Source organism: Bowmanella denitrificans, from assembly GCF_039522935.1.
GTDB classification, from domain to species: domain Bacteria; phylum Pseudomonadota; class Gammaproteobacteria; order Enterobacterales; family Alteromonadaceae; genus Bowmanella; species Bowmanella denitrificans.
The window spans coordinates 200590-223524 of sequence record NZ_BAAAEI010000015.1; the positions used below are offsets into that span (position 1 = coordinate 200590).

A 22935-nucleotide genomic window follows, 5' to 3' on the forward strand; every position below is an offset into this window, starting at 1 on the left:
AAAACGGCGCCTTAGCGCCGCTTTTTGCATTAGATCCTGGCTTTTCGCTGATAGACGGTCATTAACGCTATCAGGGCAATCAGCACAGCCTGCGACATCAGGGTCACACCATCTGCGTAAATACCCAGCCAGGTTGCTTCCGGCAGATTCAGTGGGATACTGACAATACTGCCGGTTTCCTGCAATGCAGCGATACCGCGACCGGCAAAAATAACCGCCAGCGCAAACATAATGGCGGCATTCACCTTAAAGAACATGCCCACCGGCACCCGCATTGCCAGTTTGAAGATAACCACACTAAGTACCACCAACAAAACAGCCGCCGCCAGCATGCCGAAAATCACAGCCTGTTGCCCTTCGGGGCCAGCCTGTAACCACAACGCTTGATAAAACAGGATAATTTCGAAGATTTCCCGGTATACCGCCACAAAGGCCAGGACCGCAAAACCGATATTCTGCCCTGAAGACAAACTGGCACTCAGCTTGTCTTTAATATACTGCTGCCAATTGCTGGCATGAGCCTTGGAATGCATCCAGATCCCCACCCACAGCAAAATAGCTGTAGCAAGCAATGCTGTCATACCTTCGGTGAGCTCCCGGCTGGCACCGGATATATTAAACAGATAGCTGGCCACCGCCCAGGTCGCCAGACCACAGACCAATGCGGCAATCCAACCGCTGTGTACATATTTCAAACTGGAGGTAGCACCAGAGCGCTTTAAAAATGCAAAGATTGCCGCCAGTACCAATATGGCTTCAAGGCCTTCACGTAACAAAATGATTAAAGAGGCGATAAAGCTCAGCAGCGGTGATAACCCACCTTCATCCAACAAAATCTGCGCCTGATCCAAAGCGGATTGGGCCCGGTTATAGCGGCCTTGCAACTCGTCCAAGCTTAATCTGTCACGCAGGCCGTCACGGTAGGCAAACATAGCCAGCTCAATATCCTTACGCAGGGCCTTATCCAGGTTATCCAGACTGGCTTCCACCAATTCAAAGCCTTCCAGATATGCACCGATGGAAAGCTGATATGCCTGCTCGAAATCCCCTGCTTCAACGGCCTGCCAGGACTGAGCCAGCGTTTGTTTGGCAAATACCAGCGGTGCCGGTTTGTCAGACTCGATGACATCCGGATGGGCACGTAACTGTACAAACTGCTCGACATTCTGTCCTTGCGCTTGAACTTGCACCGGGGTCAGGGTAGCCAGTTGGTCCAGGTTAAAGGGTGATGTCACTTTGCCCTGTGGCCGTTCGGTTACGTATCCGGCCACAAAAGCCGCCAATGACCAGCGCTGACTTTCAGACAGGTTGGCATAACTTGCCATTCCCGTTCCCTCAACGCCCAGGGTAATAGTGTTGTATAAACCAAACAGGGTCAGTTCGTTCATACGTTCGGTATCGTGAAAATTCGCCGGTGCAGGTTCCATACCGGCTCCGGCAATACCGTCGCCTAACCCCGTTGCACCATGGCAGGCAGAACACATCTGCTGATACAGATTGGCTACCGACAGAGGTTCAGGTGTGCCTCTGGGGGCAAGTTTAATGTCATAGGCCTTAGTCACGGCTTCGCTCAGCTTAGCGGTCATGGCCTTGATTTCCTGACCTGGACGCCTTTCATCAATCAGGCGCTTCAGGGTGCGGCTGTCTTCTAACAGCTGTGGGCTTTGCACCGTGGCCGGTAAATTTTGCAGGATCTGCTCCACCGCTTCGGCAAACTCAACCTGCTCCACATATTCGCCTTGATCCACTATCTGACCATCGGCCACTGTCATGGGATAGTCCACACCGACATAGGAAAGCAAATGCAGGATCCGCTCGGGACCAGGCCCTGACGCTTGTGCCAGGTGGGCCGTCAGACCAAAAAACAGCAGGGTCAGGGCCCAGTTAAACCTCTTCATTTATTGCACCATCTACTAATAACTATTCTTGTTTATTATTTCATCCCGCCTGCTTGAGAACAACTCTCGATTGCATATGAAACTCTGTTGTTGGTCGCATTGCAAGGTTACCAACTAACAAACAAGCAGGTAATGCATGTTAATTTGTTGCACAGAGGTTAAGAATTCAGTAGTTTCTGGGCATCGAATCTTACAGGGATCTATGATGTCCACCTTAGCTTCAGGAAGAATTCTTTCCATCGACCTGTTCCGCGGCCTGACCATTCTGGTCATGGTATTTGTGAATGAGCTGGCAGGTATTAGCGATATACCCGGCTGGATGAAACATGTGGCGGCCGATGCCGATACCATGACCTTTGTCGATCTGGTGTTTCCGGCCTTTTTGTTTATCGTCGGTATGTCTATTCCTTTTGCGGTACAGGCCAGACTCAATAAAGGCGACAACGCATGGGGGGTATTCCGTCATGGCTTGGTACGTGCTTTCGGCCTGATTGTGATTGGTTTTTATATGGTCAACAGTATTGGTGGTTATGACGAATCCGCCATGCCAATTAGTATTCATTTGTGGACCTTTTGCATGTACCTGTCGGTATTGCTGGTCTGGTGCAGCCTGCCCAAGGGTTGGAGTCACAGTCAACAGTGGCTGGTGAGGGCCGTCGGAATCGCCGGTCTGATAGCGCTATGGTGGCTGTTTCAAGGCCCCCAAAATAGTGGAATGACGCCACAATGGTGGGGAATACTAGGGTTAATCGGCTGGGCATATTTGTTTGCGCTGATAGCGTATTTGTTAGTCGGACAGCGACCGTTGCTGCTTAGCTTGATAGCCCTTGGCTTTATCGCGCTGTTCGCCCTGTTTCAGCCATTTGAGGGGCAGTCAGGCTTGCTGGGCTGGTTCGCTCAGGAAAACCGTAACCACACCCATACTGCCATGGTGCTGGCCGGTACACTGATGTCATTACTGTGCTTCCATGCCGACTATCCTAAACGCCAAATGAATCTGGGTATTTATATTGTGGTCAGCGCCGCGCTGGCCTATATCAGTTGCCAGCTTTGGCCAATTTCAAAGATCTGGGCCACCCCAAGCTGGGCACTACTGAGTGTATTTTTCTGTAGTCTGCTGTTTGCGCTGTTTTATCAGTTGATTGAGGTAAAGAGGCACACCGCCATGGTCAAAGCATTTGAACCTGCGGCCAATAACCCACTGCTGATTTATATTCTGCCTTATATTATTGCCGCCGGCCTTGGCAGCCTGGGGTTAACCCTGCGCCCGGAATTTCTGTCATCCGGCATACCAGGAATGTTGTGGAGTCTGCTGTTTGCCCTGGCGATGATGGTATTGGTGACCCTGCTTAACCGTATCGGCATTCGCTTAAAACTTTAGGGTCGGTGACCAGATATCGACAAATACTCTCGCAGAGGCCCGCGCTAAACGCTGCGGCTCACTCTGCGAGAACTCTTACATGGGTAAGTAAAGACTGACTTTCAGGCCACCTTCCACGCGATTGGCCAGGCTGATACGGCCATCATGGGCCTCAATAATTTCCCGGCACAAGGCCAGACCCAGCCCGGTACCCTCACTCTTGGTGGAATAAAAAGGTAGCAGCGCCTGCGTTAACACCGTGTCACTCATACCACTGCCGCCATCACTGACTTCAATCACCAGACTATTTTCCAACTGGCGTATGCTCAGGCTGATATCGGCAGGCGAGGAACCGGATTCAGTGGCGTTCTTCAGCAGATTAATCAGTACCTGTTGCAACTGTGCCGGGTCAAAATAGCCCGGCTCCTGTGGCAAATCGCCCACTAATCGGAAGGGCCACTGGCTGGCCAGCGCCTGAATAAAAGTCGGCCATTCCACCCGCACTCGATTCGGTTGCGGCAATTTGGCAAATTTGGCATAGCCAAGAATAAAGCTGGTTAGATGGCTGGCACGTTCGCCGATAGTGTCAAATACCATGGCCAGGCGAGCTTCCTGATGCTGTTCGGCCAACAACTTGCCCGAATGTACCATGGACGAAATTGGTGCCAGGGAGTTATTCAGCTCATGACTGATAACCCGAATGACCTTTTTCCAAATCTGCACTTCCTGACGGCTTAATTCGCGGGTAAGTTGCTTGAACAGCAATAGCTTATGCTGGTTGCCATTCATCAAAAAGTTGCCATGAGACAAATGCCAGGTTTGCTGGCTGCTGTCATCCTCACTGTCTCCCAGGCTAAACAGCCCGTCCCGACCAGAATCCACCGCATCTTGCATGGCTTGTGGCTGGTTTTTGAGCAAATCTCCCAGACTCATGCCTTCAATCCGGTTGCCAGCCGTGAGCAATTCTCTGGCACTGGCATTGGCGAAAATAACTCTGTCGCTGTTATCCAGTAACAACACCGCCAACGGCGAGCTTTGCAGAACTTTGTCGAGCATCAGCTCACGCTGATAAATCCACTGTTTTTCCTGTCTGAGCCGGTTTGATGTCTCATTGTACAAGCTTGCCAGCTGGCTGATTTCATCTTTGCCCTCCACTGCCAGGCTGACACCAAACTCATTATCGCGGAAATTCAACAGGCCGGTTTCCAGCGCGGTCAGGCGCCTTGCCACCCCATCGAACAGATAATGACAAAGACAGATGGCCAGCAGCAGGGCAAACAATGTGACCAATATCAACTTACTCAGGGGCACTTCCAGCGTTACCGCATAAACACCAGCACTGGCCAGAATCGCCACCAGCGCACTTAAAATAAGTTGGAACTTCAGTTTGAACATTAAATCAGCCCGTACTTTTCCAGGCGCCGGTATAACGCCTGGCGACTCATGCCAAGTTCACGCGCCACTTTAGCAACCACGCCCTGATGTTTATCCATGGCCTGTTGAATTTCTTCCGGTCCCGGTTCGGCGCTGGTTTGCGGCGCGGGTTGCGACCCACGATCCTGCAAAGCAAAATGTTCCGCTTCCAGTATGCCCTCGGGAAACAGCACGCTGACTCTTTTGCAGGCGTTCTCCAGTTCCCGCACATTGCCTGGCCAGGAATAGGCTAATAAAGCACGCTCAGCAGACAGTGACCACTCACGACCAGGTAAAAAGTGTTGAATCAGGGGCAGAATATCATCCCTACGCTGCCCTAAGGGTGGCAGGCTAAGCTCCACCACATTCAGGCGATAATACAAGTCTTCGCGAAAGCGCCCGGCCTGGATATCTTGCTGCAAATCGGCATTGGTAGCAGATATGACCCGCACCTTTACTTTTTGGGTGGCGGTGGATCCCAGTCGCTCAAACTCACCGGTTTGTAAAACCCTAAGCAGTTTGATTTGGCCGGATAACGGCAGGTTGCCTATTTCATCCAAAAACAAGGTGCCACCGTCAGCAGCTTCAAAGCGCCCAACCCGTCTGGCATTATTACCTGTGTAAGCACCCGCTTCGGCGCCAAACAGCTCGGCTTCTATCAGCTCTTTGGGTAATGCACCGGCATTAACCTTAATAAAGGCTTTGTCTTTTAGCGGTGAATTGGCCTGAATAATACCGGCAATGCGGTCCTTTCCTGCGCCATTAGGGCCGGTAATCAATACCGATACATCCGATTTTGCCAGCTGCAGCGCCATATCCACCAGCCGCTGCATAGCATGGCTGCCATACACCAGACCACATAAATTATTCTTGTTCAGCTCTGCCTGCTGCTGACGCTGAATCTGCCGAAATCGCTGGTTTTCCTCCAGGGCACTACCTAGCTGCAGTAAATTGGCAATACTGGTTAGCAGCTTAGCGTCATCCCAGGGCTTGGCCAGATAATCGGCTGCACCATCCTTCACCAGCGACACCGCTGCTTCGAGCTCTGTCCAGGCTGTGATCAGAATTATCGGCAGGTTAGGATTGATCTCTCTAAGCTGGTAAAAAAGCGCTTTGCCCTCCTCGCCTGAGGTGGTATCAGCTGTGAAATTCATATCCTGGATCACCAGGGCGATGCGCTGGTACATCACTGCTTTTACCGCTTCAGCCGGGCCTGATGCCAGCACGGGTTGGTAACCATGAATCTCCAGCAACAAGCTCAGGGCATTCAATACCGCCTGGTTGTCATCCACTATCAGGATTTTTTCCATCTATTATCGTCTTTTTGTGTGGGTCGGGCTTTAGCCCGACACCATTTACTTCAGTAAAATGTGGTTAATAAGCCTGTTGCTTATTAACACCAAGCACGATGTCTCATACATTACGGGTGGCAATACTGGGCGCAATCTGTGCTGCGCGCAGGGCTGGCCAGTAAACAGCTAACATGCCCATCAGGTAGATACCGCACAAGCTGTACAAAATAAACCAGTTGTCCAGACGCGGCAGCGAGTAGTGGCGCATCAACACATCACTCATGGCCAGTGCCAGAATACTGCCTAGTATCATACCGCTAATGCTGACCAGACTGTTTTCCAGCAGAAAGTAGCGCAAGATGTCAGATTTCTTTGCTCCCAGGGCACGGCGGGTACCGATCTGACGAGTACGACGCCCCACATTAAACAAGGCTAGGCCACTAATCCCAAGGGCTGTCACCAACAACAGCACACAAATCAGCACCAACAACATATTGCTCATCAATTTATCCTGACTGTTATAGGTCGCCAGTAGTTCGTCCACCCCCTTTATATTACTGACCACCCGCTCAGACTCTGAAGCTAATAGCACAGGCGCGACCTGTTGCATCACTTCGTCACGGCGTCCGGCTTCGGTTCTAACCAGCACGCGCTTAAACGCCACCCCTTCAACCTGCGGAATCAGCACCACATTGTCGGGTTTTTCATCCTTTAGCCACGGGCCTTTCATGGGAGCGACTATGCCAATGATTTTCAAAGGGATATCACCTAGATACATGGTTTGCCCCAGGCCATCCCCGGCAGGAAATAAACCATCGATAAACTGACGGGTGACCAGAGCCACAGCGGCATTTTTATCATAATACTGGGAATACACGACATCGGCCGCAGTAAAATTCCGTCCTTCTTCCAGTTTTACCCCCAGAGTATTGAGCAAATGCTCATCGGCCATAAAAAACGCCGCACGCTCGCTTTGACTTTGCTGAGGTGAGGGCTTTAAGTTAAAGCTGGTAGAATCACCACTACCAGACAAGGGCACCTGGTTTATTACCACCGCGTCCGCCACCCCGGGAATGTTACGTAGCAGGGTTTCGTCCACTTCCTGTTGCTGGCGAATATCCACTTGTTTGCCGAAAGTGTAGAGATTGAACCTGAACAGGTTCTGGTCCTGTAAACCGGTTTCCTGATGCAGATAAGTCAGCCTGTCATTGATAATAAATGCGGCATTACTGACGATAGCCAGGGTGACGGCCACTTGCATAATCAATAGCAGTGCACCGGTTTTACCACGCATCAGTGCGTTGAAGATGGGTCTTAATTCAGACATGGGCTAACTCCTATTGGGTTTTCAGGTACAGGGCTGGCGTGGTACGACAGACCTTCCAGGCCGGATAACAACCGGCCAGCAAGCAGGCCAGGATGGAAATAGTGGGAGCAGCCAGCCACATGGTCAGATCCATCTGTGCTACCTCCTCATAGCGGCTGAAGCCACTACGCAGCAAATGCAGCCCCAACTGGGCGATGGCCAGGCCCAGCACACCGCCGGCCAGCCCCAACATGCCGACTTCCACCAAGTGCTGCATAAACACCTGGGTTTTGCTGGCCCCCAATGCGCGGCGTACGCCAATTTCCGGGGCACGTTTGAGGAATTTGGCCAACAGCAAACTCAGGATATTAGCCAGGCATACCGCCAGAAACATAAAACTCAACCCGACTAAAACCTTGTTGTCATCGCTGACCACTTCGCGATAATCCAGCCACTGACTGATGTATTTAATGTCTCCTTGTGCATCGTCACGGTTAAAACGCCCCAGTTGTTGCTGTTGTTTGATATAACCAGCCAGATAGTCACGATAATCCTGCTGCATCTGCTTATCGGTCAGTTCCACCCGGTACTGCAACCACACCACTTCTGAATTCAACTTATCCTGGTAGGTTTTCTGCTCTTCATATTTCCAGCCGTTGTTGTTACCCCAGCTCTTTAGCTCCTCGGTGGGCAGCAGGGAAAAGGGAATAAACAACTGTTCATTATTACCCCAGGCACCATTATTCAGGTCATATATCTGTGGTGCCAGTTTCCAGTCAGCCAGAATGCCGACAACACGGTAGGCAACAGAATCCAGCACAATGTCTTTCCCCACGTTATTGCCGCCACCAAACAATTTGCGATTCATTTCGGCACCAATCACGGCCACTGTCTGGCCTTGCAGATCAATACTTTTGTCCCAGGGGCCGCCGTGCGCAAAAGGCACTTCAAACATGGCAAAAAAATCGCTGTCTGCGGCACGCGCCACCTCCATAAAGGGGGCAATATTGGCGTTGTCGGGTTTTACCCCAAAACCGGTTTTCAGCATGGCAGTCTGGCGAAACGGCACCGGGCTTTGGCGCAGGTTCATGGCATCCTGATAGGTTAATTGGTGCGGCAGGTTATCGACTGTCCACCAGCTGGCGTCCTGATCCATAGTGCGAAGCTGTACAGCAAAAATCTGCTCATCTTTGTGCTGCATAGGGTTGGCCGACATCATGTGATAAACAGACAAACTGGTCATGGTAATACCGATACCGATGGCAATGGCCAGCAGCATCAGCAAACTGACGATGGGTGTGCGCTTTAAGCTGCGCCAGGCAAGATCAATATAATGAATAAACATCTCAGGCTCCTGCCGTGGCGCGTTGTTGTTCAGCCCCACCCTGATAAAGCTTGAAGTCGCAGATCTGACCGTCCACCACCTGAATATTACGCTGAGCACGGCGGGCCAGCTCCGGATCGTGGGTGACCATTATGATGGTGGCACCGTCTTTATTGATGCTTTCCAGCAGCTCCATCACCTGGCGGGCCATCAGACTGTCCAGATTACCGGTAGGTTCATCCGCCAGCAGAAAACGAGGCTCACCGGCCAGCGCCCGGGCAATGGCCACCCGTTGCTGCTGTCCACCAGAAAGCTGCGCCGGTACATGCTTGGCACGGGCACCCAAACCAACCTGCTCCAGGCAGCGCTCAATGCGGCGCTTACGCTCAGCCGCTTTAATGCCGCGATAACGCAGCGGTACTTCCACGTTTTCGTACAGATTCAGATCAGGGATCAGGTTAAAGCCCTGAAAGATAAAACCGATTTTCTGGTTTCTCAGTTCAGCGCGGCCGTTATCCGATAGTTTGCCGACATTGATACCGTCTAGCTCATAAGTGCCACCAGTGTAGGTTTCCAGCATACCGGCAATATTTAAAAAAGTGGTTTTGCCTGAGCCAGACGGACCGGTGACGGCAATAAATTCGCCTTCATTCACCTGCAGATTAAAATCCCTAAGTGCATGAGTTTGTACCATTTCACTGCGATACACTTTGCTGATATTGGTCATGTTAAGCATGTTCTTTTCCTTTTCGTTATTCTGGGATGCCGCTTAGCGCAACATCACTTTTTCTTGATTTTCAAATGTATCCAGGCTCGAGATAATCAGGGTATCGCCCTCCTTCACACCACTGAGTAATTCCACATGGCTGATACTGCTGGCTCCGGTGCGAATGGCGGTACGATAGGCGGTTTCGCCTTCAACCTTGTAACCCAGGCTGCCACCGCTTTGTAAGAAGGCGCCACGTTTTACCATTAAGGTATCCGGGCGATTTTCCAGCAGGATACGTGCTGACAGGCGCTGGTTTTGACGCAGTCCCTGAGGCTGATCCAGTAATCTGACACGGGTAGTCACCTGGCGATCCCGCACTTCCGGCGAAATAGCCTTAAGCTGTCCGCTCAGGGTGGTACCGGCCAGTTGCAATTCCACATCCATACCCAGTCCCAGCTCGTCGGCGTAACTTTCTGGTACCTGTAATTCCGCTTCAAAGGCGCTTAAGTCCACCAGGGTAATCAATGGTTGGCTTTGACTGACCGCGGCCATCTGCTCCACCAGATGGTTACCGACAATGCCTTTAACCGGCGCACGTATGGTCAGACTGTCAACCTGTCGTTCCAACTCTTCCACCACTAGTTGCTGGCGCGCTATGGCAATACCAGCGCTTTTTAATTCAAAAGCCAGGGTATCTTTGGCTATCTGTACTTCCTGCGCGGCTAATCTGTGATTAAGTTCGGCCCTGGCCAGGTCGTCAATGGCCTGGTCGAAATCACGTTGACTGATTAACTGGCGTTGCATGGACTGCTGGGCACGGCGTTCTTCACGCACAGCCGCATCCAAATCCACTTTGGCCAGCTCCAGGGTACGGGTCAGTGCCAGTTCCTGCGCCCTGGCATCCAGGCGTCGACCTTCCAGCTCACCTTGCAGTGACGCCAATACGGATTGTTGCTGCTTCAAATTGTTGGCAAGTTCAGGGCTGTTTACCTCGGCCACAATCTGATTTACCGCAACTTCATCGCCGGGCTCGGCCAGCAGCCGTACATGGCCTGGTTGCGGGCTGTACAGCACCGGGGCATTGGCCGCCACAATATGGCCTGTTGCAGCGACATCCCGTACCAGGGTACCGCGCTCTACTTTGGCTGTTAACAGCCCGGCGCCATTCACTGACTGACTCGACTCAGCCCCACTTAACCAGGCCAGTGTCCCCACAGACGCCAGCACTATGGCGGCCACTGCCGCACGCTTGCGCCAGACTTGCCCGGGGGTGCTTTGTACCAGCATATCCTGGCCACTGGTATCACGGATCATTTCACTCTCCCGTTGCTGAATTCGGTGCATAGTTCAATCACAGGTGCCAGAGCACAAAGCATCAAAGGAACAGTTAGATAAATCATCAGTAATTGCATGGGACACTCCGGTTTTAATTTGCTTCCTGCAGACATTAAAGCCAGCCCTATGCCACTTTTTAAAAAACACATAAGCTATTGTATTTAAATATTTTTTCAACTTCCCCTTGATTTTAGAAGCTGTCCGCGGACAGAAAAAGTGTCCGCTGCGGACACTTTTGTACGCTTGCTTACAATTGCACATAGGTGGTTTACAGCATTTTTCTACGGATTAGCGAAACTTGGATGCGGGCATTGGGCCCCTCCAATAAAGGAACTGATTATGCACCCCCTGAATAAACTGCTGTGTGCCACTTTACTGCTTGGTCCGACGGTGGTGTCCGCCAAGACTATTTATGTCGCTGCGGATGACAGTCTGACGAGCAAGCTGTGTGTCAGCGCTGCCACGGATGCGCCGGTGAATTTTCACCTGCAACAAAAACAATCTGGCTTAAAACTTCGTGTTATTTCGGAGAAAGTCAGCTGTAACGGCAGTGCCATAGGCGATTTTGCCTATCAGGCCGGCAATCTAAGGGTAGCCCGACAGCTCAATCGGCTTAACCCACAGGCAACCTATACGGAAATTAAAGATATCGCCGAAGTACCACGAGACAATAGAGTCAGGATTATCCAGGTAAGCGGCGAATAAGCGACTACCCGTTTCAGGGGACGGGCATCGTTATCCGGCCAAACCAGCTATTCAGGCCTTCACTACCTGGCTGGTTTGGCTACTTTCCATCAGGCGGGCGAAGCCTTGCTTAACAACAGGCAAAAAGTCATCCGATAATGATACCTGCCCCGGTAAATGGGCTGTAGAGATGCGTCAGCAAGCCTGCTACTCCCGGCCAGTGATAATCAGCAATTGCGGGTGATCCAAATCCCATTCCCGCCAATCCGAAGAAAATCTTGAGGTCTGAAAACACGGCTGGGCCGAAACACAGGTATCCGGCTCTACCCCGTTGGCAAGTTGGCTAAATCAGAACAAAAACAAAAACACCCAAAGCAATTGACAATCATTCTCATTTAAAGAAATATATCCAAGGTCTCCCATGTTTACTGGTCTACCTTGGGTTGATGCCCTATTTGGTATTTACGGCGAGTTATCTCGCCGTTTTTTTAGGTGACGACAGTTTGCTTAGACAAGGTGCTAAACAATTTAGTCAACTCACCCAGCTAGCGCCATTCTGGCAAGCAAGAGGCTGGCGTATACTGCTGCTGGTCGCATTGATTATCAACCTGTTGCTGCCGGGGCCACTGGCGGAATTGATCCGTCAGAGTCTGGTGGATGCTTATCTGGGTGTGTCGGTGTTTGTACTGGCAACCCTGTTACTGTTTTACACCATTGAGCAGGGCCTTAACGTGGATCTGGCAGACTTGCTCAGACAAAATCCCTTATGGCAGGTGCCTATTGCCACCTTACTGGGTGTACTACCAGGATGTGGCGGTGCAGTCATGGTCGCCACGGCCTACTCGGCAGGTAAAATATCCATGGGCGCTCTGGTCGCCACACTGACTGCCACCATGGGCGATGCAGCATTTTTGCTGTTGTTTAATCAGCCTGTTACGGCCCTAAAGGTATTTGCACTGGCCGCAGCAGCTGCCATTATCAGCGGCTACCTGGTGGACGTGCTGAACCTATATGTGCCGGCCCGCACCAGACACAGTGACGTGCAAGTTATTGCACCCAGAAAAGCCACGCCCTTCGACTATCTGTATCTGCTGCTCGGCATACCGGGATTGTGCTTTGCTATTGCAGGACTGTTGCAATGGCAACCTTCTGTTTTGCTGGCGCAGATTCAGGACAGCATAGCTTTAACGGCGCTGTTTTTGGGCATGGTAATTTGGTGTCTCTCCCCTGCCACTATCCATTACAACAACAAGCAATCAGCTTTACTGAAGGCCCAGGACGAGACCTTATTTGTCAGTTCCTGGGTGATAGGTGCTTTTGTTCTGTATGCGATTCTTGACCACTTCGGCGGCTTGAATCTGGCAGCGGTTACTGGTGCTGGCGCTGTATGGATGCCTATGCTAGGCCTGCTTGTCGGTCTTTTGCCGGGCTGTGGTCCACAAATTCTGCTAACCACTTTGTATCTGCATGGTCAGGTACCTTTTTCAGCCTTACTGGCAAACGCGATCGGCAACGACGGCGATGCGCTATTCCCCACCCTGGCCATCAATGGTAAAGCGGCACTTTGGGCTACTTTGTATAGCGCCGTCCCGGCCCTGCTTTTTGGCTATGGCTGGTACTGGCTGGTAGAAGCCTGACAGGAGCGCAGAAAAAGCGCGGAAAGCGCGCTTTAATGCAAAGACTGAGATGATGTGGGAAATGGCACCAGACAATCCTGACCATCCCCATACTGGCGGTAATGCTCCACCAGGGCCTGATATGTCTTGGTAAACGCCCAATTCAGCGCCTGTGCCATGGCCTGGTTATTACCGTTGTGGCGCATGGCAGACAAAACAAATTCATGCACCTTGCGCAACTGGCCTTCCGCCAGCTTCGGCTCTGCTTCACGGCTATATAGATCGGCCAGATTATGGTAACTGACCACCAGCGCCGTCACAGCCGCCTTAGCGTCACATTCCTCATCCAGCAACTGTTCCGCTTCGGCAATGGCACGCTGGTAATGGGCAATGGCCGCCCATAACTGGCGATCCGCCAGGCAATCATTACCTGCCATGATATGGCTCTGCCACCTTTCCATGCAGGCCACCATGATCAGATTCCTCCGTCTGTCAGTTTGACCGGGTCTAACAAGCGCAGTAACTCTTCGCGGGACAAATCGGTCTGCTCCTCGGCCACATCAACTATGGGTCGTTGCTGCTGGTATGCCTGTTTGGCAATGTCAGCGGCTTTCAGGTAGCCGATAACCGGATTAAGCGCCGTGACCAGAATAGGATTGCGATGCAGTGCCTGTTCCAGACGCTCGCCGTTGACGGTAAAACCGGCGATGGCTTTATCAGCCAGATGCGTGGCACTGCTGCTAAGCAAGGCCAGGCTATCCAGCAAGTTGGCTGCAATCATTGGCAGCATGACATTTAACTCAAAATTACCGGACTGCCCGCCAATCCCTATGGCCACATCATTGCCCATGACCTGCGCTGCGGCCATAGCGACGGCTTCAGGGATCACCGGGTTAACCTTACCGGGCATGATGGACGAACCTGGCTGCAGAGCGGGCAGACTAATCTCGCCCAGCCCGGCCAATGGACCGGAGTTCATCCAGCGAAGATCATTGGCAATCTTCATCAGACTCACCGCTGTGGTTTTAGCCGCCCCCGAGAGTGCGACAGCGGTATCCTGGGTAGCAATCAGGGCAAACAGGTTATCGCCTGGTTTAAACAGCAGCCCGGATGTCTGACTAAGGTGTTCACAGAACAGCCGGGCAAAGTTTACATGGGCGTTAACCCCGGTTCCTACTGCTGTGCCTCCCTGGGCCACCTGCAAAAGCTCAGGCAGGAGCCCTTGCAACTGACGGATATTTTGTTGGATTTGCGCCTGCCAGCCGCCCAGGGTTTGATCCAGCCGAACCGGCATGGCGTCCATTAAATGGGTGCGCCCCGTCTTGCAGTAGCCTTTGACCTGTCCGGCTTTTTCCTCCAGCACCCTGCTGAGATGTTGCAGAGCTGGCAGCAACTCGCCATGTACCGCCAGAGCGGCACTGATGTGAATAGTAGTGGGAATGACATCATTGCTGCTTTGGCTGCAATTAACATGATCATTGGCGCTGATAGTTTCGCCCAGCTTGTCAGACGCCAGTTTGGCAATCACCTCGTTGGCATTCATATTGGTACTGGTACCTGAGCCGGTTTGAAACACATCTACGGGGAAGTGTTGCATCAAATCACGGTCTTGCTGCAAGCTGTCACAGACTTCGCAGATGGTATCGGCAATCCTGGCGGGCAGGGTGTCCAGCGCTTTATTGGCTTTGGCGGCAGCGGCTTTCACCTGCAGCAACGCGCGAATAAAGGCAGGCGGCATGGTGCGCTGGCTGATACTGAAGTTGTTCACCGCGCGCTGGGTTTGCGCGCCGTACAAGGCGTCTGCAGGAACCTGCAGTTCGCCCATACTGTCTTTTTCCATGCGGGTTTGTTTCATCATGACTCCCTGGTTAGTTATCCGGGTCAGGTCCCGGACAAAAAATAATGGCTGAGAAGACGTAATTCACAGAGTAGATGACTATCCTGGCGGCGCTCATGATCTGAGCGCGCCAATTTCTGCAACGCCAGCAGCGGTTGATGTATCTGATCAAGGCACAAATGCCGCCAGTGCAGGTCGATACAGTTGTCACACAAAGTATCAAGCAATAAACGCACCGCCTGGCGGTGTAAACGACGCTTCATTCGCCGGCAGGCATGACTGTCGGCCAACATGCGATTGTGCTGCAGATAATTAAAGAGTAGCGCCGGATTATCCGGTTGCAGGGCATATCTGACATTCGCCCGTTGACTGAAATCATCCAGTCTGTCTAACAGTGTCCTCATACTCACACATGATAACCATTCTCATTTGCATTATTTACTTATTGATCACTACTGTCAAGGCAAGGTGTAATGCGGCTATGTACACTATAAGTGTGCTACTGGACGGGGGCAGAAAATCTAACTGAATAAATGGCAAGCAACACGATGATGCTAAAAAACACTAAAATTCAAGTATTTGACATTTTTTTAATTTTTATTATTGCGAATCATTATCATTTTGTGCAAACTACAAATGCACTACACACCCAAGTCTACTGGTCTTTCTTGGGATTCTTACCGGGCGGGTTCTCCATGGCCCGCCCGGGTTTTTCTTTTACAATTTCCCTACAAATTTGACTGAACTCTCTCTCCCTATCCAATCCAGCTTTGATACAATCCGCAGCGATAATTACCTAGGCAACACGGGAACCACAGCATTGATAAGGAAAACCGCCGCAGCATTATTGCTGGCTTGCCTTGCCTTGCCCGTGCTGGCCGATGACAAGTCTGAAAGTGAAAGCAACTGGAACTGGCAAGTCTCCCTGGGCTTATCTGCCTGGCAGGAAAAATCGCTGCTTAAAGACGCGCCGGGTAACAGTGCCCTGCCCGTATTACCCACATTGCAGTTTGACGTCAGCTATAAAAATTTTTTCCTGGAAACCCCCAGTCGTCGAATTAGTAGCTTAAGCAGCTATGCCTTGTGGGGTTACCATATTTATCAGGATGAAGTCTGGCAGGTGGATGCCATCTGGGGCTCCTATATGCCGTTTCTGGATGAATCCGGCTATACGCAGCACGGCTTTGACGTTAATGAAGCGCTGCGCGGTATCAGTGAACGCCAATCTGACGGCAGTATTGGCGTTCGTTTACAGCGCTTCGAAGACAATCAGCACTTCTCGGTAGAGTTAGTCAGAGACTTAGACAACGCCTACCGGGATTTCCTGCTGCAAACCTATTACAACTATATTATTCAGGCACGTAACTGGGATATCCAGTTAACCCTGGGGTTGAATCTCTACAGCAGTGCGCTGGTGGATTACTATTTTGGGATTCGCCCTCATGAAGTTACCCCGGACAGACCGCTCTATAAAGGAAAAGCGGCATACCGACTGCACTTGGGGGTATCCACCCTCTATCCCATTAATGAAGACTGGTTGCTGGAACTCGGTTTTGGCATGAATCATTACAGTAAAGGCGTGTCCGACAGCCCTATTGTTGAGAGCAGTCTGGAAGCCCTTGGCATGGTGAATGTTCGCTATGTTTTTTAAGGGAATTGCACTTTTACTGTTGTTGCTAGGCCTGCCAGCAGCGGCTCAGGAAGGACCATCGGACAGGCAGTTTTTGATATCACCGGATACCTGTGTAGCCATTAACAAAGGGCGAACCTGCTATACCCAAGTGAGCATAGAATGGCAACTTCCGGAACATGGCGATTATTGTTTGTTCTTAGAAGGCCAAGGTACGCCCCTGGCTTGCTGGAAAAATCGTCGCAGTGGCCAATGGCAGTTTGAGTTCGCGTCAGCCACCAGTATTCAGGTGCTGTTAAAACGTCAGGATACCATCATGCTAAGCAAGGAAATTCAGGTTAACTGGGTTTATGAATCACAGCGACGCAAACGTAATTGGCGTCTGTTTTAGGAGCGACAAGTATGCAGTTATACGGAAAAATCCTGCTGGTGGAAGACGACGCATCACTGGCCCAATGGGTTCAGGAATACCTGCAGGGGCAAGGCTTTGAAGTTTGCCATGAAGCCCGTGGCGACCAGGCTGTCGCTGTCGCCAAGCAATCTCAGCCAGACCTGATTCTGCTGGATCTGATGCTACCGGGTCTGGACGGTATTTCCGTGTGCAAAGAAATCCGACGCACTAGTCAGGTTCCCATTATTATGCTCACCGCTCAGGGCGAAGAGCTGGATGAAGTGATTGGTCTGGAAGTGGGTGCCAACGACTATCTGGTAAAACCCATCAGACCAAGAGCTTTGCTGGCGCGAATTAAAGGTCAGTTGCAACGCACCGAGACCACCAGCAAGGCTGATAACCTGATGGAATTTGGCCGCTTGCATCTGAATCTGGATGCCAACCGCGCCGTACTGGATAATCAGGAAATAGACCTTTCCAGCAATGAGTTTGCTATGCTCTGGTACCTGGCGCAAAACGCCGGGCGCATTATCAACCGGGATGAAGCCTTTCGTCAGTTGAAAGGTCGTGAATACGATGGCCTGGATCGCTGGTTTGATGTGATGATTTCGGTGCTACGCAAAAAATTAGGGGACGATACCGCCTCCCCAAAACGGATAAAAACAGCCTGGGGCAAAGGCTATCTGTTTGTCGCAGATGCCTGGGAATAAAATCCACCCCAAGGTGCACAACTGCCAGTATTTAACTGGTAGGCTATTGCTCCTACAACCGTCCAGACAAGTTCACGCAATTCTTTACAACTTGTCGCCCTGACACAAGGTAATATCAGCAAAATGCATTGCTTTTACCGGGAAAGCCGTCTGGCCCAATCATGAGTCGTATATATATCAGCCTGTTGCTGACCGCCCTGCTAACTTTGTTTTTATTGGGTTGGGGCATCGACAAATGGGTAGAACAGCACAGGGAAAGCCAGCAACCTCAGGATTATCCGCATTTAAGTCAGTTGTTTGCCGATCTAACCAGCAAAGTAGACCAGGGCAATGAGCCAGCCAGTCTGGTTGAGCGTATGAATCAGATTATGCCTCTGCCATTGGCACTGGAGTCCTCATCTAATCTTGCCTTGCCTGCAGATCTGATGGACGAATTGCGGCATCCCGGCGGACTGCTGCTGGAGTCGTCTCAGGGACCTTACTTACTGGCGTCATTACCTTCACATCCGGACTATTTGCTACGTATGACCTTGCCGCCGATGGAACGCATGGATCTGGACCGCGACCTGGCCCTCACCATCGCGCTGTATGGGGGACTGGCCATGATGATGGGCATCTGGTTATTGCCACTTACCCGCCGTTTGTCACTGCTGACCCGCATGGCCCACAGATTTGGTCAGGGAGATTTGCAGGCCAGAGTGCCACGCAGCCGCTTTTCCTACATTCAGGATTTGGAATCCAGCTTTAACCAAATGGCACAGCGTATTGAACAGCTGATTGCGGAAAATCGCTTGCTGGCCAGCAGTCTTTCCCATGATTTGCGTACGCCTATGGCCTGCTTTCGTTTTGGACTGGATGCGGCCCTGGACAGTCAGGACTGCCAGGAGAAAGATCGCTATCTGCAAAGGTTGGAGGGCGATCTGGAACGTATGGAAAACATGGTCTCTGCATTTTTGGATTTTGCCAGCCTGGAGCGTCAAGCCGCCCGCATACAGCCAAAAGCCTTAAACCTCACTCAGCTACTTTGCCGTGCGACAGAAGACAACCGACCACTGGTGGTCAAGCGCGGGTTAACCCTGGAACATCAGACACCGCAGGAAGACTTTTGGATTATGGGCGACGCCATGTGGCTGGGCCGGGCCATCAGCAACATTGTTGCTAACGCCACTCGCTATGCACGCAGTCAGATTTTACTCAGATTGATTGCCAGTAGGGACATACTGGAAATCCATATTGAAGACGACGGTCCGGGTATCGATGAGGAAAAACTAAAAGATGTATTTAAACCCTTTGTCAGCCTGGAACTCAATCGTCAGCGTGGGACTTATGGTTTAGGTCTGGCTATTGCAGAACGTGTGGCCAGTTGGCATGGGGGCAGCATCAGTGCCGATCGCAGCCCCCTGCGCGGTGCCCGGTTTATTATTCGCTTACCCCGCCAATAAACCGAAGAGCTATTCGCTAACCCTTAGTTGCCAGTCGCACTTTGGTTGGGTAATAGCAGATATCCAGCTTGCCATTGCCCTTAAAATGAAAAAAGGCATTGTCCATCTTTCTGCCTCTGTCGAGACGCTCGGCCATTGCAGCAGAGTCCTGCTCCTGAACCTGCAATGGCAAATGTTTCTCGACCGGAATATCCGCAGCCACCTGCATAGACAGAATCTTACCTTTCGGCTGGTCAGCGGCAATCACGCCCATATCCACATCCGGATTTCCTCTGGGCAGCGCCTGAAGATGTGGCATGCCCCATAGTACCCGGCCAAAAACGCTCATATTACGGTCCAGATGACGGGGGGCCTGGCCAATCACAATATAGAAATCCGCACTGCCGCTGTTGGCTTCAGTGCTGCGTGCCATGGCCAGGACACCAGGACAATGCACCAACCATTCCTGGCCGTCCGTCACATCGCGGGCGGCAGCAAAACCTTGCAAATAACCAGTCTGGTCTGCAAAAAAGTCCGGCTCTTGTACCAAAGTAAAATTTGCATCCGGTTTAATCGCCCGGCTGAACTCTGCCTGAAGATTCTGTTTATGTTCAGATAAGCGTGTTTCACTAACATCGCCGCCCTGCGCCACAAAACCGTCCACGACCCGATAGAAATCCAGACCGTCATAGTAACCTTCTCGCACCAGACGTTTAAATTGCCTGACATGTTCCGGGGCCATAAAGGGAGCCAATTCCATAACAACCTGCCCCTGCTCCAATTGCAAATAGATGAGGTTCTGCGGATCTGGTGTGCGCCAGCCCTGTTCGGCCTGCACGGCGCAGGTGGCAAGCGCAACTATCAGCGAGACTATCCAGCCTTTCATTTTTATTCTCCTTTAACAGTCGAGCGGTTATCGTGCTGAGTTATGGGGCAGGTTGCAAGCCAGCCATCCCGGATTCGGTTATGATCATGCAACCCTGTTCACAGAATATCTTAGCCTGTATGCGTAGCGCACTGATTTTCATTACATTTCTCCCATTTTATGGTTTCACCAATGAAGTGGAGCGAATTAGTGTTACGGCGCAAGCGCAAGACGACCTAGCCGTTAGCCACAATAGTGTCAAGCAACAGACGCTGCAATTGCTGCGCCCGGTCCATATCAGTGAAGCCCTGGCGTCACAACCGGGTGTATGGATTAGTCGTGGTAACGGTCAGGAGCATCTGACCGCTATCCGCTCCCCCGTCCTGACTGGTGCCGGTGCCTGCGGTGCCTTTTTGGTCAGCGAAGACGGTATTCCCATCCGCGCCAGTGGTTTTTGTAATGCCAACCAATTGTTTGAACTCAACAGCGAACAAGCCCAGGCCATCGAGGTGTTTAAAGGCCCGGGCAGCAGTTGGTTTGGCGCCAATGCCCAGCACGGCATTATTAACCTGGTTTCCCGCCCTATTCCGCAAAGCTTTGAAGCACAAACGAGCCTTGAAACCGGTCCAAATCAATATCGACGCGGCAGCTTTGCTCTTGGCAATGAACATGCCATTGCCTATGGCAATGTGGCTGATGATGGCGGATACCAGCAAAGTTCAGGTTATAGCCAATATAAATTAAATCTGGCCTCACAAGGCCAGTTAGGTAACTGGCAATGGCTAGGCCGCCTGGCCATGACCAAGCTGGACCAGCAAACGGCCGGGTACGTCAGCGGACTGGATGCCTACCGGGATGAGACACTGCGCAGACAAAACCCTAACCCGGAAGCGTATCGAAACGCCGAAGCAATACGCATGTCAAGCCGCTTTACCCTGGCCCTGGATGAAGATCGGCAATGGCAAATAACGCCCTACTTGCGCTGGCAGCAAATGGATTTTTTACAACACTATGTACCCTGGCAGGCACAGGAGCAAAATGGCCAGCGCAGCCTTGGTCTGCAAGCCCAATATAGCCATGCTGCCGGTGCATTAAACTGGCTGGCAGGCGTTGATCTGGAACTGACCGATGGCGATTTGCAGGAATATCAGGCGCAGCCTTTTAGCCCAGCTATTCCTGCAGGCCTTCATTATGATTACCATGTTATTGCCACCACGTTGTCACCTTTTATCAACATTAACTGGCACCTGGCGAAAAACTGGCGACTCATTGCCGGGCTCAGGTACGACAAGCAGCAATACGATTATCGCAATCATCTGCCTGACGGCGATGCCTGCGCCGAAGACATCGCAAACTGTCGTTTTGTACGTCCAACCAGCCAGACCGTCAGTTACCCGCAGTGGTCACCTTCCGTTGCCCTGCAATATCAATGGGCGCCAGGGCATCAATGGTATACCCGAGCCAGCCGCGGCTATCGGGCACCTCAGGCTACCGAGCTATTCAGATTGCAAAATGGTCAGCGACTGGCGGAGTTAGACTCAGAACAGTTGAGCAGCCTGGAAAGCGGCGTCAAAGGCAACTGGCAGGGTATCAGTTACAACCTGGATCTTTACTGGATGGACAAACGTCAGGTGATCTTCCAGGATACTGAACGTCAAAATGTCAGTAACGGCCATACCCGGCATCGCGGTCTGGAGCTAACGTTACAGGGCGAAATCGGCCAGTCCTGGTACTGGCAGGGTAGCGCCAGCCTGGCTCGCCACACCTATCACAATCAGTTAAAACTGGCGAAGGACAATATTCGTGGTAACCACATGGACACGGCCCCCAGTCAGCAATTCAGCGCCATACTCGGCTGGCAGACTGATTCAGGCAACAAATTGGAACTGCAATGGCAGCATATGGGAAGCTATTATCTTGACCCGCAGAATAGCGCCAGCTATCCGGGACATAGCTTGCTGCACTTGCGCGCTCAGTACGCCCTGAATCAACGCTGGCAGTTGGGAATGCGTCTGCAGAATCTGACTAACCGCGATTATGCAGAACGTGCCGACATTGGATTTGGCCAGTATCGCTATTTTATCGGCTTACCTCGCTCGCTTTATCTGTCCGTGAGCGCCAATTGGTCGTCCTGACCTGCGCAGATACACAGATGGTTCCGACCGCTGTCTTTCGCCCGGTACATCGCCTGATCGGCGCGGCCCAGCCATTGATAACCGGTTTCTCCCGGGTGATATTGCGCAATACCAAGAGAAATCGTCACCTGGCGCTCACTAATATTCGCCTGGGCAATATCCTTACGTAACTCTTCAGCCAGCAAGCCCGCTTCCCTAAGCCCGGTATTGTCGGTAATAACAACAAACTCCTCGCCACCAAAGCGGTACAGGTGATCGCTACGACGAATACGCTTTTCTATCAGTTTGCACACCATCACTAAAATTCTGTCGCCTTCTTCATGACCATAGTTGTCGTTAAACTGCTTAAAATTATCCAAATCCAGCAGAATCAGTGACATAGGCAGAGGCACACGTTGGAAATGGTAAACCGCCTCCAGCAGTTTTTCTTCAAGCGCGCGCCGGTTACCGGCACCGGTCAGCGGATCCAGTGTCGCCAGGCTCAGCAGTTTTTGCTGCTGCGCTTTGGTACGCCAGGCAAAAATTCCGGCAAACCCCATGGTAGCCAGCCCAGATAGAATAAATGCGGCCAGATGCAAAACAGCCACTTGCTGCCACAGCAACAGAAAGAGCGCCAGTAGCGCTGTGCCAACCAGGCCGACGGCCAGTTGTGGAGTTAACAGGAAAAACACCGCCAATGCGGCCGGGTAAAACCAGAATAGCTGCTCCGCCCCCCTGAGCATCACGGTCATCACCAGTACCAATTGGCATAAAAAGGCAAATACATGACTCATCAACCACACCCGACCGCTGACATAGACATGCACAAAAACCACCAGCATGGCCACCACAGCAAAACTATCCAGCGCGGCTATCAGCCAGTCACCATTGAATAACCTTAATAGCGCAAAGGGCAAAATAGCCAGCGCCCCCAGCAAGCTGATGCTGAGTAGGATCCATTCTTCAGTGGTTCGCTGCACCTTCGGCATAGATGATCCAATATGGAAAAGTGTCATGGGCGGCGGGTGCA

At 51.7% G+C, this 22935-nt stretch carries 20 protein-coding genes; 8 read left to right on the forward strand and 12 right to left on the reverse strand.

Going from position 1 to position 22935, the window contains the following annotated elements:
* Positions 1-29: 29 nt before the first annotated feature.
* Positions 30-1898 carry an FTR1 family protein gene (locus ABD028_RS14475; protein WP_343845839.1) on the reverse strand — a complete coding sequence of 623 codons (1869 nt, stop codon included), beginning with the start codon at positions 1896-1898 and terminating at the stop codon, positions 30-32.
* A 202-nt stretch (positions 1899-2100) separates the two neighbouring features.
* On the opposite strand from ABD028_RS14475, the gene ABD028_RS14480 reads away from it, so the two are divergent.
* On the forward strand, positions 2101-3279 hold the full coding sequence (locus ABD028_RS14480; protein WP_343845840.1) for a DUF5009 domain-containing protein: 1179 nt from the start codon (positions 2101-2103) through the stop codon (positions 3277-3279).
* Between the two features lie 75 nt (positions 3280-3354).
* Here ABD028_RS14480 and ABD028_RS14485 read toward each other — a convergent pair whose 3' ends face one another.
* From ABD028_RS14485 to ABD028_RS14510, 6 genes are all read right to left on the reverse strand, one after another.
* The gene (locus tag ABD028_RS14485) at positions 3355-4653 is read right to left on the reverse strand and encodes a sensor histidine kinase (protein WP_343845842.1); all 1299 of its coding nucleotides are present in this window, start codon (positions 4651-4653) and stop codon (positions 3355-3357) included.
* The gene (locus ABD028_RS14490) at positions 4653-5981 is read right to left on the reverse strand and encodes a sigma-54-dependent transcriptional regulator (protein WP_343845844.1); all 1329 of its coding nucleotides are present in this window, start codon (positions 5979-5981) and stop codon (positions 4653-4655) included. Before ABD028_RS14490 ends, ABD028_RS14485 begins: the two co-directional genes overlap by 1 nt.
* Before the next feature lie 103 nt (positions 5982-6084).
* Complete coding sequence (locus tag ABD028_RS14495) at positions 6085-7290, reverse strand: ABC transporter permease (RefSeq protein WP_343845845.1); 1206 nt, start codon at positions 7288-7290, stop codon at positions 6085-6087.
* 10 nt (positions 7291-7300) lie between these two features.
* A complete protein-coding gene (locus ABD028_RS14500; RefSeq protein WP_343845846.1) occupies positions 7301-8614 on the reverse strand; it encodes an ABC transporter permease in 1314 nt (437 codons plus the stop codon).
* A gap of 1 nt (position 8615) precedes the next feature.
* Complete coding sequence (locus tag ABD028_RS14505; RefSeq protein WP_343845848.1) at positions 8616-9329, reverse strand: ABC transporter ATP-binding protein; 714 nt, start codon at positions 9327-9329, stop codon at positions 8616-8618.
* Between the two features lie 33 nt (positions 9330-9362).
* A complete protein-coding gene (locus tag ABD028_RS14510) occupies positions 9363-10616 on the reverse strand; it encodes an efflux RND transporter periplasmic adaptor subunit (protein ID WP_343845850.1) in 1254 nt (417 codons plus the stop codon).
* Positions 10617-10976: 360 nt separating this feature from the next.
* Here ABD028_RS14510 and ABD028_RS14515 point away from each other — a divergent pair, with 360 nt between their 5' ends.
* Both ABD028_RS14515 and ABD028_RS14520 read left to right on the forward strand, forming a co-directional pair.
* The gene (locus ABD028_RS14515; RefSeq protein WP_343845852.1) at positions 10977-11342 is read left to right on the forward strand and encodes a DUF3718 domain-containing protein; all 366 of its coding nucleotides are present in this window, start codon (positions 10977-10979) and stop codon (positions 11340-11342) included.
* A gap of 482 nt (positions 11343-11824) precedes the next feature.
* Positions 11825-12958: a putative manganese transporter gene (locus tag ABD028_RS14520; protein ID WP_343845853.1), complete on the forward strand. Its 1134-nt coding sequence runs from the start codon at positions 11825-11827 to the stop codon at positions 12956-12958.
* Positions 12959-12990: 32 nt separating this feature from the next.
* Here ABD028_RS14520 and ABD028_RS14525 read toward each other — a convergent pair whose 3' ends face one another.
* From ABD028_RS14525 to ABD028_RS14535, 3 genes are read right to left on the reverse strand one after another with little or no spacing between them, the layout of a single operon-like run.
* Entirely contained in the window at positions 12991-13398 is a 408-nt protein-coding gene (locus tag ABD028_RS14525) for a DUF2753 family protein (RefSeq protein ID WP_343845855.1), read from the reverse strand.
* Positions 13399-13412: 14 nt separating this feature from the next.
* On the reverse strand, positions 13413-14792 hold the full coding sequence (locus tag ABD028_RS14530; protein WP_343845856.1) for a class II fumarate hydratase: 1380 nt from the start codon (positions 14790-14792) through the stop codon (positions 13413-13415).
* A 26-nt stretch (positions 14793-14818) separates the two neighbouring features.
* Positions 14819-15178, reverse strand: a complete 360-nt coding sequence (locus ABD028_RS14535; RefSeq protein ID WP_343845857.1) for a hypothetical protein — start codon at positions 15176-15178, stop codon at positions 14819-14821.
* A 416-nt stretch (positions 15179-15594) separates the two neighbouring features.
* Here ABD028_RS14535 and ABD028_RS14540 point away from each other — a divergent pair, with 416 nt between their 5' ends.
* The 4 genes from ABD028_RS14540 (at position 15595) to ABD028_RS14555 (ending at position 18947) form a co-directional block, all read left to right on the forward strand.
* The gene (locus ABD028_RS14540; RefSeq protein ID WP_172449380.1) at positions 15595-16425 is read left to right on the forward strand and encodes a MipA/OmpV family protein; all 831 of its coding nucleotides are present in this window, start codon (positions 15595-15597) and stop codon (positions 16423-16425) included.
* Positions 16415-16795, forward strand: coding sequence for a DUF3019 domain-containing protein (locus tag ABD028_RS14545; RefSeq protein ID WP_172449381.1), 381 nt, complete (start codon positions 16415-16417; stop codon positions 16793-16795). The genes ABD028_RS14540 and ABD028_RS14545 overlap by 11 nt, the downstream gene beginning before the upstream one ends.
* Positions 16796-16806: 11 nt before the next feature.
* A complete protein-coding gene (locus ABD028_RS14550) occupies positions 16807-17505 on the forward strand; it encodes a response regulator (protein ID WP_102797162.1) in 699 nt (232 codons plus the stop codon).
* A 161-nt stretch (positions 17506-17666) separates the two neighbouring features.
* Complete coding sequence (locus ABD028_RS14555) at positions 17667-18947, forward strand: sensor histidine kinase (RefSeq protein WP_343845859.1); 1281 nt, start codon at positions 17667-17669, stop codon at positions 18945-18947.
* A gap of 16 nt (positions 18948-18963) precedes the next feature.
* Here ABD028_RS14555 and ABD028_RS14560 read toward each other — a convergent pair whose 3' ends face one another.
* The gene (locus ABD028_RS14560) at positions 18964-19812 is read right to left on the reverse strand and encodes a peptidylprolyl isomerase (RefSeq protein ID WP_343845861.1); all 849 of its coding nucleotides are present in this window, start codon (positions 19810-19812) and stop codon (positions 18964-18966) included.
* An 80-nt stretch (positions 19813-19892) separates the two neighbouring features.
* On the opposite strand from ABD028_RS14560, the gene ABD028_RS14565 reads away from it, so the two are divergent.
* Entirely contained in the window at positions 19893-21926 is a 2034-nt protein-coding gene (locus ABD028_RS14565; protein WP_343845862.1) for a TonB-dependent receptor, read from the forward strand.
* Here ABD028_RS14565 and ABD028_RS14570 read toward each other — a convergent pair.
* On the reverse strand, positions 21893-22894 hold the full coding sequence (locus ABD028_RS14570) for a GGDEF domain-containing protein (protein ID WP_343845864.1): 1002 nt from the start codon (positions 22892-22894) through the stop codon (positions 21893-21895). The two genes, ABD028_RS14565 and ABD028_RS14570, sit on opposite strands and share 34 nt — an antisense overlap.
* Positions 22895-22935 lie beyond the last annotated feature (41 nt).

Bases quoted from the DNA above. Each gene is read 5' to 3' on its own strand.
- ABD028_RS14475 (WP_343845839.1), bottom strand. From the start codon at position 1,898: ATGAAGAGGTTTAACTGGGCCCTGACCCTGCTGTTTTTTGGTCTGACG.
- ABD028_RS14480 (WP_343845840.1), top strand. From the start codon at position 2,101: ATGATGTCCACCTTAGCTTCAGGAAGAATTCTTTCCATCGACCTGTTC.
- ABD028_RS14485 (WP_343845842.1), bottom strand. From the start codon at position 4,653: ATGTTCAAACTGAAGTTCCAACTTATTTTAAGTGCGCTGGTGGCGATT.
- ABD028_RS14490 (WP_343845844.1), bottom strand. From the start codon at position 5,981: ATGGAAAAAATCCTGATAGTGGATGACAACCAGGCGGTATTGAATGCC.
- ABD028_RS14495 (WP_343845845.1), bottom strand. From the start codon at position 7,290: ATGTCTGAATTAAGACCCATCTTCAACGCACTGATGCGTGGTAAAACC.
- ABD028_RS14500 (WP_343845846.1), bottom strand. From the start codon at position 8,614: ATGTTTATTCATTATATTGATCTTGCCTGGCGCAGCTTAAAGCGCACA.
- ABD028_RS14505 (WP_343845848.1), bottom strand. From the start codon at position 9,329: ATGCTTAACATGACCAATATCAGCAAAGTGTATCGCAGTGAAATGGTA.
- ABD028_RS14510 (WP_343845850.1), bottom strand. From the start codon at position 10,616: ATGATCCGTGATACCAGTGGCCAGGATATGCTGGTACAAAGCACCCCC.
- ABD028_RS14515 (WP_343845852.1), top strand. From the start codon at position 10,977: ATGCACCCCCTGAATAAACTGCTGTGTGCCACTTTACTGCTTGGTCCG.
- ABD028_RS14525 (WP_343845855.1), bottom strand. From the start codon at position 13,398: ATGGAAAGGTGGCAGAGCCATATCATGGCAGGTAATGATTGCCTGGCG.
- ABD028_RS14530 (WP_343845856.1), bottom strand. From the start codon at position 14,792: ATGAAACAAACCCGCATGGAAAAAGACAGTATGGGCGAACTGCAGGTT.
- ABD028_RS14535 (WP_343845857.1), bottom strand. From the start codon at position 15,178: ATGAGGACACTGTTAGACAGACTGGATGATTTCAGTCAACGGGCGAAT.
- ABD028_RS14545 (WP_172449381.1), top strand. From the start codon at position 16,415: ATGTTTTTTAAGGGAATTGCACTTTTACTGTTGTTGCTAGGCCTGCCA.
- ABD028_RS14550 (WP_102797162.1), top strand. From the start codon at position 16,807: ATGCAGTTATACGGAAAAATCCTGCTGGTGGAAGACGACGCATCACTG.
- ABD028_RS14555 (WP_343845859.1), top strand. From the start codon at position 17,667: ATGAGTCGTATATATATCAGCCTGTTGCTGACCGCCCTGCTAACTTTG.
- ABD028_RS14560 (WP_343845861.1), bottom strand. From the start codon at position 19,812: ATGAAAGGCTGGATAGTCTCGCTGATAGTTGCGCTTGCCACCTGCGCC.
- ABD028_RS14565 (WP_343845862.1), top strand. From the start codon at position 19,893: ATGATCATGCAACCCTGTTCACAGAATATCTTAGCCTGTATGCGTAGC.
- ABD028_RS14570 (WP_343845864.1), bottom strand. From the start codon at position 22,894: ATGCCGAAGGTGCAGCGAACCACTGAAGAATGGATCCTACTCAGCATC.